The organism is Exiguobacterium alkaliphilum (assembly GCF_018138125.1).
In the GTDB taxonomy this organism is placed as follows: Bacteria; Bacillota; Bacilli; order Exiguobacteriales; family Exiguobacteriaceae; genus Exiguobacterium; species Exiguobacterium alkaliphilum.
In genome coordinates this window covers 1,575,593-1,590,285 of sequence record NZ_CP073101.1, presented here as the reverse complement: position 1 = coordinate 1,590,285, position 14,693 = coordinate 1,575,593, and the positions used below count along the sequence as shown (strand labels likewise).

The window sequence follows — 14,693 nt, the reverse complement described above, 5'->3', positions numbered from 1 at the left end:
TCGTCCTCCTAGTTGGATGTAAGTGGGATTGAATTAGATGCTTTTAATTGTGCCGCGCACGAGTGACAAGAAGTCTTGACGGACGCGTTCTGTCGTCTCGATGACTTCCTCGTGATTGAGCGGCTGATCCAAAATACCGGCCGCCATGTTCGAGACGCAAGAAATGCCAAGAACGCGCATATCCGAGTGACGTGCGACGATGACTTCTGGGACCGTCGACATCCCGACGACGTCGCCTCCGAGCAGGCGAGCCATTCTCACTTCGGCAGGCGTCTCATACGTCGGGCCGGTGTTCCCGAAGTACACCCCTTTTTGGACGTTGAGACCGAGGTCTGAAGCGACTTGTTCCGTCAATTTCACGAGCTGTTTGTCATAAGCTTCCGACATATCCGGGAAACGCGTTCCGAATTCGTTCGCGTTTTTTCCGATGAGCGGGCTCGTCCCGAAGAAGTTGATGTGATCCGTGATGATCATCAAATCTCCCGGGTTGAAGTTCTCATTACATGCGCCGGCAGCGTTTGTGACGATGAGCGTCTCGACACCAATCAATTTGAGGACACGTACCGGGAACGTCACTTGCTCCATCGAATAGCCTTCGTAGAAGTGGAAACGACCTTGCATCGCGACGACGCGTTTTCCTTCAAGGTCTCCGAAGACAAGTTGGCCGGCATGGCCTTCGACCGTCGACACCGGGAAATGTGGGATGTCTTCATAAGGGATGGCGACAGGGTTTTCAATCTCGTCGGCAAGTACACCGAGCCCTGACCCTAAAATCAAACCGATCTCCGGTGTGCCGTTCATGCGTTCCTGTAAAAATGCTTTCGTTTCATTCCAATTTACCATGTGAATGGCCTCCTCAAATTTCGTTTAAGAAACTTTTTCCGATTGCTGGTGCGTCGACGTCAAAGTTATCCGCGACCGTCGCGCCGATATCTGCGAACGTGCCTCGAATGCCGAGGTCGATCGCTGTCGCTCCGTGGTGATGAACGATGAGCGGGACGTATTCACGCGTATGGTCCGTACCTGGATGCGTCGGGTCGTTCCCGTGGTCTGCCGTGATGATTAAGAGGTCGTCCTCGCGCAACTTGGCAAACACTTCTGGTAACCGCGCGTCATATTCTTCGAGTGCCTGCGCATAACCAGCCGGGTCACGGCGATGACCGAAGAGTGCATCAAAGTCGACGAGGTTCAAGAAGCAAAGTCCTTCGAACGTTTCATCGAGCGATTCGACAAGTTTGTCCATGCCGTCCATGTTCGACTTTGTGCGAACGGCCTTCGTCACGCCTTCACCGTCGTAAATATCGCTAATCTTCCCGAGTGCGATCACATCTTTCCCGGCATCTTGAAGCGTGTTCATGACCGTTTTCCCGAACGGTTTGAGGGCATAATCGTGACGGTTCGAGGTCCGGACCCAAGCCCCAGGCGTACCGATGAACGGGCGCGCGATGATGCGACCGAGCATGTACGGATCTTCTCGTGTGATTTCACGCGCATACTCACAGATGCGGTATAACTCGTCGAGCGGCACGACTTCTTCGTGCGCTGCGATTTGGAGCACCGAATCGGCCGACGTGTAGACGATGAGGGCGCCCGTGTTGACGTGCTCTTCTCCGAGCTCATCTAAAATCTCTGTCCCTGAAGCCGGTTTGTTGCCGATAATGTCACGCCCGCTGAACTCTTTCAATCGATTGATCAAATCGTCAGGGAACTCCTCGAATACACGGAACGGCGTATCGATGTGAAGCCCCATGATTTCCCAGTGTCCTGTCATCGTATCTTTCCCAGCCGAGATTTCTTGCATCCGTCCGTAAGCGCTCGGTGCGTCCGATGCCTCGATGCCTTCGATTGGTTTGATGTTCGCTAGACCGAGACGGCCCATGTGCGGCATCGCCAACCCGCCGTGCTCGCGAGCGATATGACCGAGCGTGTCTGAGCCTGCGTCCCCGAACTGTTCGGCATCTGGCGCTTCGCCAATCCCGACCGAGTCCATGACGACTAGGAAAATACGTTTAAATTTCTTCACAAAAAGTTCCTCCTTTAAAGGTGTTACGCCCGGGGATGATGTTTCCGATATACATCGTGAAGCCGGGACTTATTGACATGGGTGTAAACTTGAGTCGTAGAGAGGTCTGCATGACCGAGCATCTGTTGAATCGCACGCAAATCGGCACCGTTCTCGAGAAGGTGCGTGGCGAACGAATGACGGAGCACGTGCGGCGTAATTTCTTTTTGGATGCCGGCCTCTTTCGCGCGTCGCTTGATCATCTTCCAAAATCCTTGACGGCTGAGGCGTCCACCCCGTCCATTCAGAAACAGTGCTTCCGTCTCCCGACCACCAATCCCGTTACGGGCTTGCTGGATATACCGTTCGACAAATCCTTGGGCGACAGAGGAGACCGGGATGATTCGAGCACTCTCCCCTTTGCCTTCACACTGTAAATACCCCAATTCGAACTGTAAATCATCCAAATCAAGGCCAAGAAGTTCACTGACCCGCATCCCGGTACCATACAACAGTTCGAGCATGGCCCGGTCACGAAGCGCGAGCGGGTCTGACGTCGGGACGCTGTCGAGCAACCGCTCGACTTCCTCTTGCGACCACGTGTCCGGCAGTTGCCGCTCCGCTTTCGGCGACTCTAGATACAGTGACGGGTCGGTCGACGTTTCATTCGTCATCTTTAGATAATGATGGAACGTCCGAATCGAACTGACGGCGCGTCGAAGTGATGATGCGGCTCGTCCTGCTTGAGACAACTCTTCCATATGTTTGACGATATGGGACCGTGAGACATCGTTCCAGTCCGTGACATCGAGTTGCGTCAATGTCGATAAGTACTGCGTCAAATCGCTCGCATAGGCTTGTCTCGTGTTCGAGGACATTCGTTTCTCAACGGTCATATATTGTAAAAAAGACTCGACTTGCGAACGCATGATATCCCCCTCCTTTCTCGTTCACACCTGAATACGCTTACATCATATCACTTATGTAAACCGTTGTGAAGACGTCTGACCTCAATTTTTTTAAAGCTTTTTTGTGACAATTTTTCGTGATGAATCCCGCCAACGTTTTGACAATTGAGTTGCTCGGAAATGAATAGTTTGCTACACTATCGACGACTTATTAAAATTATTTAAAAAGTAGGAAGGGAGGATTGAGATGAAAGGAAACGCGACTCCGTTGTCGGTTGCGATTCGACGTCAACTCGTCTTTCATGACCATCACACCGTCGCTGAAATTAGCGAAGCGATCGGTCATAGTTTTCCGACGGTCAAAAAGCATTTGGAATTGATGCGTGCGGCTGGCGAAGTCAACGAACAAGGCCTCACCCCTTCGACAGGAGGAAGACCGGCCACACGCTATGTATTCAATCCGTCTGCGGCGAACGGACTATGTGCCTACATCGAGCAAGATGTCATCGCCTACCGCCGCATTGACGCGATCGGGACGACGCTCGACAAGGGCCGGATGGCGATCCGACACGGAAATCATCTACAGACGCTGTTCGACTTGTTGGCTAGCCAACTGGCGTCACATTCGATACAAGCCATCACGATCGGCGTCGCTGCCGCCGTCGCAGACGGTGAGATTATCTATGCACCGGATTACCCGACCCTTTCTAACGTTGCGCTGACCACGTTACTTGAGTCGACGTTCGATGTGCCCGTCGTAGTCGAGAACGACATGAACGCAGCTGTATACGGCTACGGTCGGTCTGTACCGACGTATGCAGATGAAACAATCGTTTACGTCTATTTAGGCAAGAACGGGCCGGGGTCGGGCATTCTCCTTAACGGTCGTTTAATTCGTGGAAAGACGAATTTCACGGGGGAGATTTCGTTTCTACCGTTTTATGCGCATCACACGTTTTACGATCGCATTCGCAATCACCAACGCGGAACGCCGCTGACGGATCAAGCATGCGATGCGCTTGCCCGGCTCGTCACGACGTTCACTGCGACGCTCAATCCGCATACGATCGTCTTTTCGGATATCGATGTGACTGAGGAAGATATCCGCCGGGTTCGTAAACGAAGTGAACGCTACATCGCGGCGACGCATTTGCCCGATTTAACACGCGGTCTATGGGAAGAGCATTACTTCCAAGGTCTCATCACCTTTTGTGTCGAGACACTACTTGAAACGATTTGAATGAGGTGACACATGAGCGGCTTTTTATTATTGACGGTGATTTATATCGCCTTTATTAGCTTAGGCCTCCCCGATGCGTTACTCGGAGTTGGTTGGCCATCGATGCGTGTAGAATTGGATGCGCCTCTGGCGATGGCGGGCTGGATTTTCATGACCATCGCAGCAGGAACGATTATATCGAGTTTGTTCAGCGGGAAACTGCTCGAGCGGTTCGACACGAAACAAGTGACGTTTGGTTCAGGCGTCTTGACGGCCCTTTGTCTATTCGGTTTCTCTACCGCCCCGTCGCTCCCGTGGTTATTCGCCCTGTCGATTCCGCTCGGCCTTGGCGCCGGTGCCGTCGATGCCGCGTTGAATCATTATGTGGCCGAGCATTACGCGGCACATCATATGAACTGGCTCCACTGTTTTTGGGGAGTCGGGGCGACCGGTGGCCCGCTCATCATGGCTTCCTTGTTGGATGAGAACGGATGGCGCGACGGCTATCTCGTCGTCGCTTTGATTCAATTCGGTCTGGCATTCTTACTGTTACTATCCTTTCCTTTGTGGCGTCAGGAAGTAAAACGCGACAAATCCAATCATCAGGATGAGGCGGCCGTGACCGAACTGGACCACACGCTTCCGCGCGGCTTGTCTTATGCGCTCGTCACGTTTCTCTTATACTGCGGCGTCGAGGCGCTCGTCGGTTTGTGGGCGAGCAGCTATCTCGTCCAAATGAAGCAGTTCTCGATTGCAACGGCCGCGACGTGGGTGTCGATTTACTACGGCAGCATCACAGTCGGACGATTGTTGAGCGGGTTTTTGTCGTTCCGTTTTACGAATCGTCAGATGATTCGTCTCGGTCAATGCCTCGCCTTAATAGGAAGTCTCGTATTCTTCCTTCCGCTCAACGGTGCGATGATTGTCGGTCTCATTCTAGTCGGTCTCGGCCTTGCCCCGATCTATCCGAGTATGTTGCATGAGACGCCCGTTCGATTCGGTAGACAGCGGGCGAAACACTTGATGGGTTACCAAATGGCGTTCGCCTATATCGGGAGCACGTTCTTGCCTCCACTATTCGGCTTGATCGCCACGAAGTTGTCACTCGGCATCTTCCCAATCGTCCTCTTGTTCATCATGCTCTTCATGCTGCTGAACACGGAACGACTGAACCGGATCTTAGCTAAACATAAGGAGGAAACCGTATGAAAATTGACCATCTCGCCATCTGGGTGAACGACCTAGACGTCATGCGTCGTTTTTATGAAACATATTTTGAGGCGAAGGCGAATGACCTTTATAAGAATGAACAAAAACAGTTTGCTTCTTATTTCTTGACGTTTCCGAAGTCGGACTGTCGACTTGAACTTATGCGCCGGGCGGATATTCAAGACCCGGGACAAGAGACGCTCGGTTATGCCCACCTCGCCATCCGTCTTGGCAGCAAAGAAGCAGTCGATGTGATGACGAGACGTCTCGTCGACGACGGTTATGAGCGACTTGACGGTCCGCGTACGACTGGGGACGGCTATTACGAAAGCGTCATCCTCGATCCTGAATCCAACCGCATCGAACTCACCGTTTAAAAGGAGATGGACAAATGATTCAAGCGGTTTTGTTAGACCTTGACGGCACATTATTGAACGACCAGAAGATGATTTCACCGAAGACGAAAGAGACGCTCCTCTCGCTCCAAGCGAACGGTATAAGAGTCGTGCTCGCCTCGGGTCGGCCGAAGCGGGGCATCGAACCGTTCGCGACGGAATTGAAGCTCGAACAATACGGGGGGTTGATTGTCTCGTCGAACGGGGCATGTGTGACGGATGCGACGACCGGCGAGACGTTGTTTGAACAAGCAATCGACCGAGACGTTGCGCGCGCAATACTCGACCATTTGACCGGCTTTGATGTCATCCCGATGCTTAACGATGAGACGTACTTGTACGTGAACGACGTGTTTTCTGGCATGCTTGAACTAAACGGGGAACCGTTCAACATCATCGAATATGAATCGCGTGGCGGACGGTTTCAACTGAGGGAAGAACCGCGCCTCGCAGATGCGATCGCCTTCCCCGTATATAAAATCCTCGTCGCCGGCCAACCGGACTACTTGCAGGCGAACGCGGACGCCATGTCGCAACCGTTCAATCAACAAGTGACCGGGATGTTCACCGCAAATATGTATTACGAGTTCACGGATTACGGGATCGACAAAGCACGTGCCCTCGACCATGTCTTTCAACAGGTCGGCATCGCACGTGACCAGACGATCGCTTTCGGAGACGGCCATAACGACCGTTCCATGCTCGAATATGCAGGGATCAGTGTGGCGATGGATAATGCGGTCGACGCGATTAAAGCGATCGCGACCGACGTGACCCGCTCGAACAATGAAGAGGGCATCGCGCATCATCTAGCCCGATATTTGCCTTAACAACAAAGCCGCACGCTCCAAGTCGGAGCGTGCGGCTTTTCGATTCATCCGTTGATGACGGCCTTATGGCCTTCAAGCGTGACACCTTTCGCTTGGCATACTTTACAGATACCGTGAAACGTCAGGCGGTGGTCTTTGATTAAGAATTCGTATTTACGTTCCACTTTTTTCTCGACGTCGACGAGCAAATCTTCCATGATCTCTTCGACCGACCCGCACTCGACACAGACGAGATGATGGTGCGAGTGGTTCGCCCCTTCCGGTCTCAAGTCGAATCGGGCTACGCCGTCTCCAAAGTTCACTTTATCGACGACACCGAGTTCGGTCAATAACTCGAGCGTACGGTAAACCGTCGCGAGACCGATCTCAGGTGCGATCGCCTTGACGAGCATGAAGACGTTCTCGGCGCTAAGATGGTCGGCCTCATTCTCAAGTAGAATGCGGACGGTTGATTCTCGCTGCGGAGTCAATTTATATCCTTTGGCGCTCAACTGCTGTTTGATTCGGTCAATTCGCGTTTCCATAAGGCGCCCCCTCTTTACAATAGTTCGCTATTCAAAGCATACCGAAAATCGGCATCATTTTCAAATTAAAATCATTACTAAGTAAGTGTAGCACACGACACTTCAGATTAGAATTATTTTAATTTGGACAATTGCCACCATTGAATCGCCATAATCGTCTTGGCGTCAGTGATGCGCCCGCTCGCTAACAGCCCACTCGCCTCGTCGAACGTGAAACGTTCCACGTTCAAAAATTCGTCTTCGTCTAAATTCATCGCCCCTGCCGTCAGCCCGTGTGCGACGAACACATCCACCCGCTCGCTGCAAAAGCCCGGAGCCCCATAGAACGAGAAGATCTTTTCAAGCGACTCAGCCCGATAACCGGTCTCTTCCTCGAGTTCCCGTCGTGCGCTCGCGAGCACTTCTTCTCCTTTTTCAAGTTTCCCGGCCGGAATTTCGAGTGACATCGACTCGAACGCCTTCCGATACTGCTCCACAAGCACAATGCGATCGTCTTCATCGATGACGAGTACGGCGACGGCACCGTTATGGTAGACGAGCTCACGGACCGACGTTCCACCGTTTGGCAGTTCGACGACGTGCCTCTCGACGTCAAAGATTTTTCCTTCATAGATGACTTCACGTTCAATCGTTTTCTCGACCATATGTATATCCGCCTCACTTTTTGCTTTATACTTTGATTATGAGTGAAACAAGTAGACGGAACAAGGAGGAATTATGAATGGCAGAACTAGGTCTTGGCACGATGTCCATCTTGAAGCATGGTGAAACGGAAGCGAAAGCGATTTTAGAAGCCGCCTATCGTGCGGGGATTCGGCACTTCGACACCGCTGACGTCTATGACCGGTACAAAGTCGAGGAGATCGTCGGTTCGACGTTCGCCTCTCGTCGCGAAGAACTGTTTTTGACAAGTAAAGGCGGCAATGAACTGACGGCAGACGGGATGCGGTGGAATCCGCGGGCGAGCTATTTAGAGACGGCGCTCGCCGGCTCGCTCGAGCGATTGCAGACCGACTATTTAGATTTATACTACGTCCACGGCGGTACGATTGAAGATGATCTCGACGAGACGATCGCGTTCATGCGTGAACAGAAACAGCGAGGCGTCATCCGTCAAATCGGTTTGTCGTCCATCCGTCCGAACGTCATCCGTTATTGGCTCGAGCACGGCGAGCTCGACGTGTTGATGACGCCATATTCTTTGCTCGACCGACGCATTGAGACGCTCGAGCTCGACGTCCCAATCGTTGGCCGTGGTCCGCTCGCAAAAGGGCTGTTGACCGACGAATGGTCCGAACGTCTGGGTGAGAAAGGATTTGAGTCTTGGAACGAGGACGAGTTGCGCGACCTGTTGCCGACGTTGCCAAAACCGATCCAAGCGTACGCGCTTGCCGCGGCGAGACGAACGTGCGCCGTCGTCTTGCCGGGTGCTTCGTCGGTCGAGCAGCTTCAAGAGACGATTGACGCGTTTCAGCAATCAGTCGACGAGGACAAGCTCGACGACGTCTTGTCCCGTCTCCCGATTCATCCGTACACAAAACATGCGACCTGATCGTCAGGTCGCATTCGGAGCGCGTCGTTTCATTTCTTCAATGGCCCAATCGGCCCAACCTGCATAGTTTTCCATCATCCGAATCGCATATTCGCTCGTCAATAAATAACCGAGCGTGTCGTCTTCGGATTGATGGGCGGCTTGGAAAGTCCGGATTTGCTGGGCGACCTGCTCGTGATGGGCTTTCGTCTCCTCGACGTATCGAATCGCCTCATCGAGCGGAAGGAGTTGGAGCAGGCTCATCCGAAGCAAGTTCTCATCTTTCATCTTCGGTTGGAACGACGTCGGCTGCCGGAGCCAATCGATCAATTCCTCCCGTCCACGATCGGTGATCGAATAGATTTTCTTATCCGGCAAATCGTGTTGGGCGACGTGTTCAGATGAGACGAGCGCCTCGTCTTCCATCTTCAGTAACTCACGATAAATCTGTGTATGATGAGCGTGCCAAAAATGAATCATTTGTGCTTTGAACGTCGCGTTCAAGGCGTAGCCGGTCGCAGGCTGATGGGTCAACAACCCGAGTAGTGCATGACGTAACGCCATAACCATCACCTATCCCTTGCGGTTCTATTTTTTTCAGTGTATCACATCTAGGGAACAGACCGAGAACGCCAATCGGTTGACGGACGCTCGAAAGACACAGACAATAAGATGGAAAGGGGAGATTCAACGATGAAACCGATTCAAACAGCAGCACAATTCCAAGAAGCGACGAAAGAGAACGGCATGGTCATCTTCACGACATCTTGGTGCCCGGATTGCCGTCGTCTCGATATGTATGTCGACGAACTCGTCAAAGACTATCCACAGTTCAATTGGTACGTCGTCGACCGCGACGAGTTACCCGAGCTTTCCGACGAACAAGAAGTACGTGGCATCCCGTCACTACTCTTCTATCAAGACGGCACGAAACAAGAACATCTTCACTCGGCGCACGCCAAGACGGAGATGCAAATCCGATCGTTCCTCGACACGTTGAACGTATAAACGACAAGACGGCTACGGCCGTCTTTTTTCATGAATGGAACCGTTTCAAGTAGCGTGAATCAATCAGCCGTTTCACATGATTTGGGAGACGTCCGTGCCACGTCCACTTCCCGTACGTCAACAACGCCTGTCCGGGTAGCGTCAATAAAATATTGAGTGACGTCTGCTCCCGGAACGGTCGGCGGTCTCCGAGCAAATAGGCGGCGACGTGTCGCCCGGAACGGACCGCATCGACGCCGCCGTTCAACCTTGAGGCCATGTCGCCGGTGATGAAAATTTGTTTATAGTCAGCGTGTCTCAAATAATGGTCCGTCTCTATGAACGCACCCGCCTTTGCGAGTCGAGCTTCTCGCCACCAACCATCGGGTACGACGCCTGACGCATCAAGGACGAGACCGTCTTGGAGTACATTCCTCTCGTATTTACGCAATACGAGGGTGACACCGCTCCTCACGAGGTGTCGCTTTATCGTCCGTTGCACACGGGCCGGCAAATCCGACAAGACGTCAGAGGCGTATAGCGTGACGTGACGTTTCGTCCGGATGCATGCGAAAGCGAGTTCGACGCCCGCCTTGCCGCCCCCGACAATCGTGACAGCATCGCTCGAAGCGATCTTTGCCAATCCTTCCTTCGTCATCGGCTTAATGTCCAGCCCGACACCACGGCTGACCGCTCCCGTCGCAAGGACGAGCACGTCATACGGGACCTCGCCCGTTTCTGTTTTCACGATGCGGTTGATCGGGTCAAGTGACACGAGTCGCGAAGCGATCGGTTTGACGTCTTGTCTCAAGTGAACGGTCGCGTCCGTCAGTTCTCCGGCGATGACTTGGGGGAAGGCACCGGTATAGATCGCTTCTTCCCCGCCGATATATTTGACGTCATACGACTTTTGCAACTCGTCGAATCGGTCCAGAATCTCAAGTTGGCCGTGCCCGAGACCGACGAGAACGAGACGCGGCTTCATGGTAAAATCCGCCGGACTTCGAGCATCCGTTGAGAGATCGTCACCACTTCGAGAATCAAGAAAATCGTGGCGATGACCCCGACAAACCTCGGGAACAAAATCATGAGACTGAACAAGATAAAGCATTCGGTCCGTTCGAGTATCCCCGGCTGATAATAAAACGTCTTTTCCGACCGACGAGAACTGCTCGCGCCGACGGCCAAAAACACCGTCATTGCCACGATGAACGAGGCAAGGAGCAACAGAAACACGGTCATATGCTCCGGGTACCGCAAAGCGAGCGCGATGACGACCGCGATTTCGACGAGACGGTCCACGACAAGGTCTAACACCGTCCCGAATCCTGTCTTCGAGGAACGCCGGGCCATCGTCCCATCCAATACGTCGAACAGTCCTGACAGCCATAACAAGATGACGGCCGTCCAGTGCATATCGTTATAGATGAAGAAGCCGACCGACACCCCGACGATGCCGCCGAGTAAGGTGACCTCGTTCGGCGTAAACTTCCATTTCAACAGCCGATCGGCCCCGCGTTCGACGACGGGACGGACGATTCGGCTTCCATACGTATCTAACATAAAACCACTCCTTATTTTTTCCGTAACGAATACGCTCGGCCAGTCGTGTACGACTCGTCCGACGGCAAGATCACATACTCCCCGTTCGAACGTCGATATTCACCGAGCCGGACACCGAACTTGACGAGGTGACGGGTCAATTCGACCCGTTCCCCGTCTTCGTCGTCAAACACGCCGAATTGCGTCAGTGGATACATCTCGCCTTCAAATTCGATGAAATCACCGAACGTCGGTTCTGTCTCACTCAATTCTCGTGGTGTCCCGGTCGCGTGAACCGTTCCGCCGTCGAGTAACGTGACCCGGTCCGCGACGAGCATCGCCTCTTCCCGGTCATGCGTCACGAGTAGCGCCGTCAGACCAAGCTCGCCTACCACCTCACGAATCAACTGTTGCAGCTCATACTTCAAATCGGGATCGAGGTTCGTGAACGGTTCATCGAGTAAAATCAGACGCGGGTCGGCGGCGAGCGCCCGGGCAAAGCTGGCCCGTTGTCCCTCCCCACCTGACAACGTGTGCACTTCATCGTCGTAACGGCCGGCGAGTCGGACGCGTGCGAGCCAGCGCTCTGCCTGCTCGCGTGAGCGGTCAGGGATTGCGAGCAACACGTTCTCGCCGACCGTCAAATGCGGGAACAAGAGCGGGGTCTGCGACAGCAACGTGATTTTCCGCTCGTGGGCCGGGACACCGAGCAGAGCCGCCCCGTTCCATGTGACGTTCCCTACATCCGGCGTCTCGAGACCGGCGATGATGCGCAACAGTGTGGATTTCCCGGACCCGCTCGTGCCGACAAGGGCGTGTATCTCCCCTTGCCGCACAAAAAAGTCGACGCCTGCCAACACGTCACGTCGTTTAAATCGCTTTTGTATGTTCGTCAATTGTAAGCCCATCATAACCTTCCTTTCACGAACTTCACCCCCATGCGCACCCCAAAGCCGATAGCGATATATAAAGCCGCCGGAATGAGAATCAAGAGCCACGTATGTTGTAACGCGAGCGCGATATCATTCCCCGCATAAACTTGATACAGCCTCGTCGTCACGGTCGGCACGAGTCCTGCCCCGATCAGTTGGACGAGGACGAACTGACCGAGCACGATCACCGTCGACATGAGGACAATCGTCTGTATCGTCCCGCTTAAAAGCGGGAACAAGACGACACGATACCGTCTGAGCGGCGGTAAAAATAGCGCCTGTTCGAACATCGGTCGCCCGATCACATACATCGCGTTATAGGCGAGCCGAATCGAGTACGGCAACGTCACGACGAGCAGCACGATGAGCACGCCGATGTCTGTACCGATGAGTCCGAACCGTGCGAGCGCGATATACATGCCGAACGTACCCGCGAGCGCCGGGATGAACAAAGGTAAAAAGACGAACCATTCGACGAACGTGCGCCACTTAGATTGTGTGAACAGGATCCACCACGCCGTCCCGAGGGCGAGCCATACGTTCAAACTCGCGATGACGACGACGTGGACGACCGTGTTGACGATCGCATCGTCCCAGACCAAGGTCGGCACGGTCGTGAGCAATCCAAGGAACGGCGACAAGATGAGCACGAGCACAAAGAAACGTCTCATCGTCTCACCCCTCTCTCAATTCGACGCCGGTGCCTCGCCGTCAATGCGTATGAAATCAATACGCCGACGAAGAGGAAGAGCGTCCAGATGAGGGCGACGGCATACGCCTCGCTCTCGTCCAAGAACAAGCCGGTCGTCAACCGGTCATAGGCAAGCACGCCGAAGAGTTTCGGAAACGTGACACCGAGGAGCGCCGGCACTTCGTACGCGAACGAGACGAACGCCACCAAAATCCAAAACGAGTCGAGGAGCGGCTTCATCAGAAATGGCCATTCCGCGACGGCGAACTGGCGCCAACGACTCAGTTGGAGCGTCTTCGCCATGTCGCGATAGCCGGCGTTCAGCTGGGCATACGTGCCGAGCACCATGAGAAAGACGAACGGGACTTCTTTCCATATATACGTCAAGATGACGACGAGATGATGCCGCTCATTCGATTCAATCAGTCCGTAAAACGGGAAGCCCCCGGCAAACAATAAATAAAACAAATACGCCCCCGCGATGTGCGGGACGAACAACGGCCACTTCAACCAAGTCAAGAGCCACGTCTGCCCCGTCACGTAGACGGCTCGGGCCGCTAACGTCCCGAGCACGAGCGAGAAGAACGTCGAGACGAGCGTCACATATAACGTGACGCCTAGACTCGCGCACCACGCCTCATCTTGTGCGAGTGCCACGATGTCGGTACCGACTGCCCCACGGAATAAGAACAAAATCGCCGTGATCGGCAACGATGCGACGATAAGGCTGACGAAGACGTTAACGCGCGACACGTGTCCAACCCTCTCGGACGAGGTCGATCACGTTCGGTCCATAGTCCGGGACTTGACGCTCGCTCAACCGTTCCGGGTCCGGATACGTGCGGCCTGCATCTAGCGCCAAAAAGGCTTCCCGGTCACCCTCGTCGAGCTTCTCGAGGTCGAGTGACGTCCCGTCGCCCCAGTATGTGTCCTGTTGTTTCATGAGCTGGACTTCCGGGGCGAGCAATTCGTTGATGACGACGATGGCGCCGTTCGGGTTCGGTGCGTTGAACGGTACGGCAAGGAAGTGCGTGGAGGCGATGGAATGATCAAGCACGAGCGCGCGTGTTCTGTCCGGGAAGACGCCGGCGTTCACTTCCGCCTCAGCTCGACGTTCATTGAAGCCCATCGTCATCCACACATCACCGTTTGCGTACAGTTGGTCCAGCTGGGCGAGCGACTTCGGATACGTCTCGCCTTGTTTCCACAAGTTCGGTGACCAGGCGGCGAGTTCGTCCCAAAACGCTTCAGGAATCGTCTCCATGTCACGTAAAGACTCTCCATATTCCGCATATAGCAGATGACGGATAAAGGCGTTACCTGTGAAGTCCGTCACTTCAGGATACGTGAAACGGCCAGGATTTTCCTCGGTCCATCGAATGAGTTGTTCGAACGTTTCGGGCGGATTTTTGACGTTATCCGCATCGTAATGAAGGACGAATTGTACGTTGCCCCAGGCGACTTCGAGGCCATCGGTCGGCGTACCCGCATCGGTCGCTTGCGCCGTCTCGTTCAACAGTGACGCGTTCGGAATCCGCTCTAACAGGCCGCCTGTTAGCAAGTCCGCTTCGGCGGCGTTCCGGAAGTTGTCCCCGTTGATCCACATCAAATCGATGGTCCCGCGTTCACGGTCAGGCTGTTTGTCGAGCGACAGCTGTCGCACGAACTCGGCCGTATCCATCGGCACACGTTTCAACTCGATGTCGTGGGACGACGCGAGTCGAGGTGCGACGTATTCATCCAAGTAGCGGTTGATGCCTTCGTCACCGCCCCATAAGTAAAAGTTGACGGTCGTCCCTTTCGCGGTTTCGGTCGCCTCATCGTATGTCCCCGCGACCTCCGCACGTTCCTCGCCACACGCACTTAAAAACAAAACGAGCAAGAGCCCGGCTATACGTAATCGGTTCATTCATGTTCCCCCTA

Annotated in this window: 17 protein-coding genes and 1 pseudogene; 6 read left to right on the top strand and 12 right to left on the bottom strand. The window is 53.9% G+C overall.

Annotated features, from left to right (window positions below):
- Positions 1-33: 33 nt before the first annotated feature.
- From KB235_RS08190 to xerD, 3 genes are read right to left on the bottom strand one after another with little or no spacing between them, the layout of a single operon-like run.
- The gene (locus KB235_RS08190; RefSeq protein ID WP_034805097.1) at positions 34-843 is read right to left on the bottom strand and encodes a purine-nucleoside phosphorylase; all 810 of its coding nucleotides are present in this window, start codon (positions 841-843) and stop codon (positions 34-36) included.
- Positions 844-856: 13 nt separating this feature from the next.
- Complete coding sequence (gene deoB / locus KB235_RS08185) at positions 857-2,023, bottom strand: phosphopentomutase (RefSeq protein WP_211779349.1); 1,167 nt, start codon at positions 2,021-2,023, stop codon at positions 857-859.
- Positions 2,024-2,046: 23 nt separating this feature from the next.
- Entirely contained in the window at positions 2,047-2,931 is an 885-nt protein-coding gene (gene xerD / locus KB235_RS08180) for a site-specific tyrosine recombinase XerD (protein WP_034818193.1), read from the bottom strand.
- Positions 2,932-3,157: 226 nt separating this feature from the next.
- Here xerD and KB235_RS08175 point away from each other — a divergent pair, with 226 nt between their 5' ends.
- The 4 genes from KB235_RS08175 to KB235_RS08160 are packed head-to-tail and all read left to right on the top strand — an operon-like array spanning position 3,158 to position 6,563.
- Positions 3,158-4,150, top strand: a complete 993-nt coding sequence (locus KB235_RS08175) for an ROK family transcriptional regulator (RefSeq protein WP_211779348.1) — start codon at positions 3,158-3,160, stop codon at positions 4,148-4,150.
- A gap of 12 nt (positions 4,151-4,162) precedes the next feature.
- Entirely contained in the window at positions 4,163-5,338 is a 1,176-nt protein-coding gene (locus KB235_RS08170) for an MFS transporter (RefSeq protein WP_211779347.1), read from the top strand.
- Positions 5,335-5,715 (top strand): VOC family protein, encoded by a 381-nt coding sequence (locus tag KB235_RS08165; protein WP_211779346.1) that lies wholly within the window; start codon positions 5,335-5,337, stop codon positions 5,713-5,715. The genes KB235_RS08170 and KB235_RS08165 overlap by 4 nt, the downstream gene beginning before the upstream one ends.
- A gap of 14 nt (positions 5,716-5,729) precedes the next feature.
- On the top strand, positions 5,730-6,563 hold the full coding sequence (locus KB235_RS08160) for a Cof-type HAD-IIB family hydrolase (protein ID WP_211779345.1): 834 nt from the start codon (positions 5,730-5,732) through the stop codon (positions 6,561-6,563).
- 44 nt (positions 6,564-6,607) lie between these two features.
- Here KB235_RS08160 and fur read toward each other — a convergent pair whose 3' ends face one another.
- The gene (fur, locus tag KB235_RS08155) at positions 6,608-7,087 is read right to left on the bottom strand and encodes a ferric iron uptake transcriptional regulator (protein WP_034818178.1); all 480 of its coding nucleotides are present in this window, start codon (positions 7,085-7,087) and stop codon (positions 6,608-6,610) included.
- 113 nt (positions 7,088-7,200) lie between these two features.
- A complete protein-coding gene (locus KB235_RS08150; protein WP_211779344.1) occupies positions 7,201-7,731 on the bottom strand; it encodes an NUDIX domain-containing protein in 531 nt (176 codons plus the stop codon).
- A gap of 77 nt (positions 7,732-7,808) precedes the next feature.
- Between KB235_RS08150 and KB235_RS08145 the strand changes: the two genes are divergently transcribed.
- Entirely contained in the window at positions 7,809-8,639 is an 831-nt protein-coding gene (locus KB235_RS08145; RefSeq protein ID WP_211779343.1) for an aldo/keto reductase, read from the top strand.
- Between the two features lie 3 nt (positions 8,640-8,642).
- Here KB235_RS08145 and KB235_RS08140 read toward each other — a convergent pair whose 3' ends face one another.
- Complete coding sequence (locus KB235_RS08140; protein ID WP_211779342.1) at positions 8,643-9,182, bottom strand: PadR family transcriptional regulator; 540 nt, start codon at positions 9,180-9,182, stop codon at positions 8,643-8,645.
- 99 nt (positions 9,183-9,281) lie between these two features.
- Here KB235_RS08140 and KB235_RS08135 point away from each other — a divergent pair.
- Positions 9,282-9,626 (top strand): annotated as a pseudogene (locus KB235_RS08135) (thioredoxin family protein); the annotation flags it as partial.
- A gap of 28 nt (positions 9,627-9,654) precedes the next feature.
- On the opposite strand, the gene KB235_RS08130 reads toward KB235_RS08135, so the two are convergent.
- From KB235_RS08130 to KB235_RS08105, 6 genes are read right to left on the bottom strand one after another with little or no spacing between them, the layout of a single operon-like run.
- Complete coding sequence (locus tag KB235_RS08130; protein ID WP_211779341.1) at positions 9,655-10,590, bottom strand: FAD-dependent oxidoreductase; 936 nt, start codon at positions 10,588-10,590, stop codon at positions 9,655-9,657.
- Positions 10,587-11,168: a CDP-alcohol phosphatidyltransferase family protein gene (locus KB235_RS08125; protein WP_211779340.1), complete on the bottom strand. Its 582-nt coding sequence runs from the start codon at positions 11,166-11,168 to the stop codon at positions 10,587-10,589. The genes KB235_RS08130 and KB235_RS08125 overlap by 4 nt, the downstream gene beginning before the upstream one ends.
- Positions 11,169-11,179: 11 nt before the next feature.
- Positions 11,180-12,055: an ABC transporter ATP-binding protein gene (locus KB235_RS08120; protein ID WP_211779339.1), complete on the bottom strand. Its 876-nt coding sequence runs from the start codon at positions 12,053-12,055 to the stop codon at positions 11,180-11,182.
- Positions 12,055-12,750 carry an ABC transporter permease subunit gene (locus tag KB235_RS08115; protein ID WP_211779338.1) on the bottom strand — a complete coding sequence of 232 codons (696 nt, stop codon included), beginning with the start codon at positions 12,748-12,750 and terminating at the stop codon, positions 12,055-12,057. Before KB235_RS08115 ends, KB235_RS08120 begins: the two co-directional genes overlap by 1 nt.
- Entirely contained in the window at positions 12,747-13,523 is a 777-nt protein-coding gene (locus tag KB235_RS08110) for an ABC transporter permease subunit (protein WP_211779337.1), read from the bottom strand. The genes KB235_RS08115 and KB235_RS08110 overlap by 4 nt, the downstream gene beginning before the upstream one ends.
- Positions 13,510-14,679, bottom strand: a complete 1,170-nt coding sequence (locus KB235_RS08105; RefSeq protein WP_211779336.1) for an ABC transporter substrate-binding protein — start codon at positions 14,677-14,679, stop codon at positions 13,510-13,512. Before KB235_RS08105 ends, KB235_RS08110 begins: the two co-directional genes overlap by 14 nt.
- Positions 14,680-14,693 lie beyond the last annotated feature (14 nt).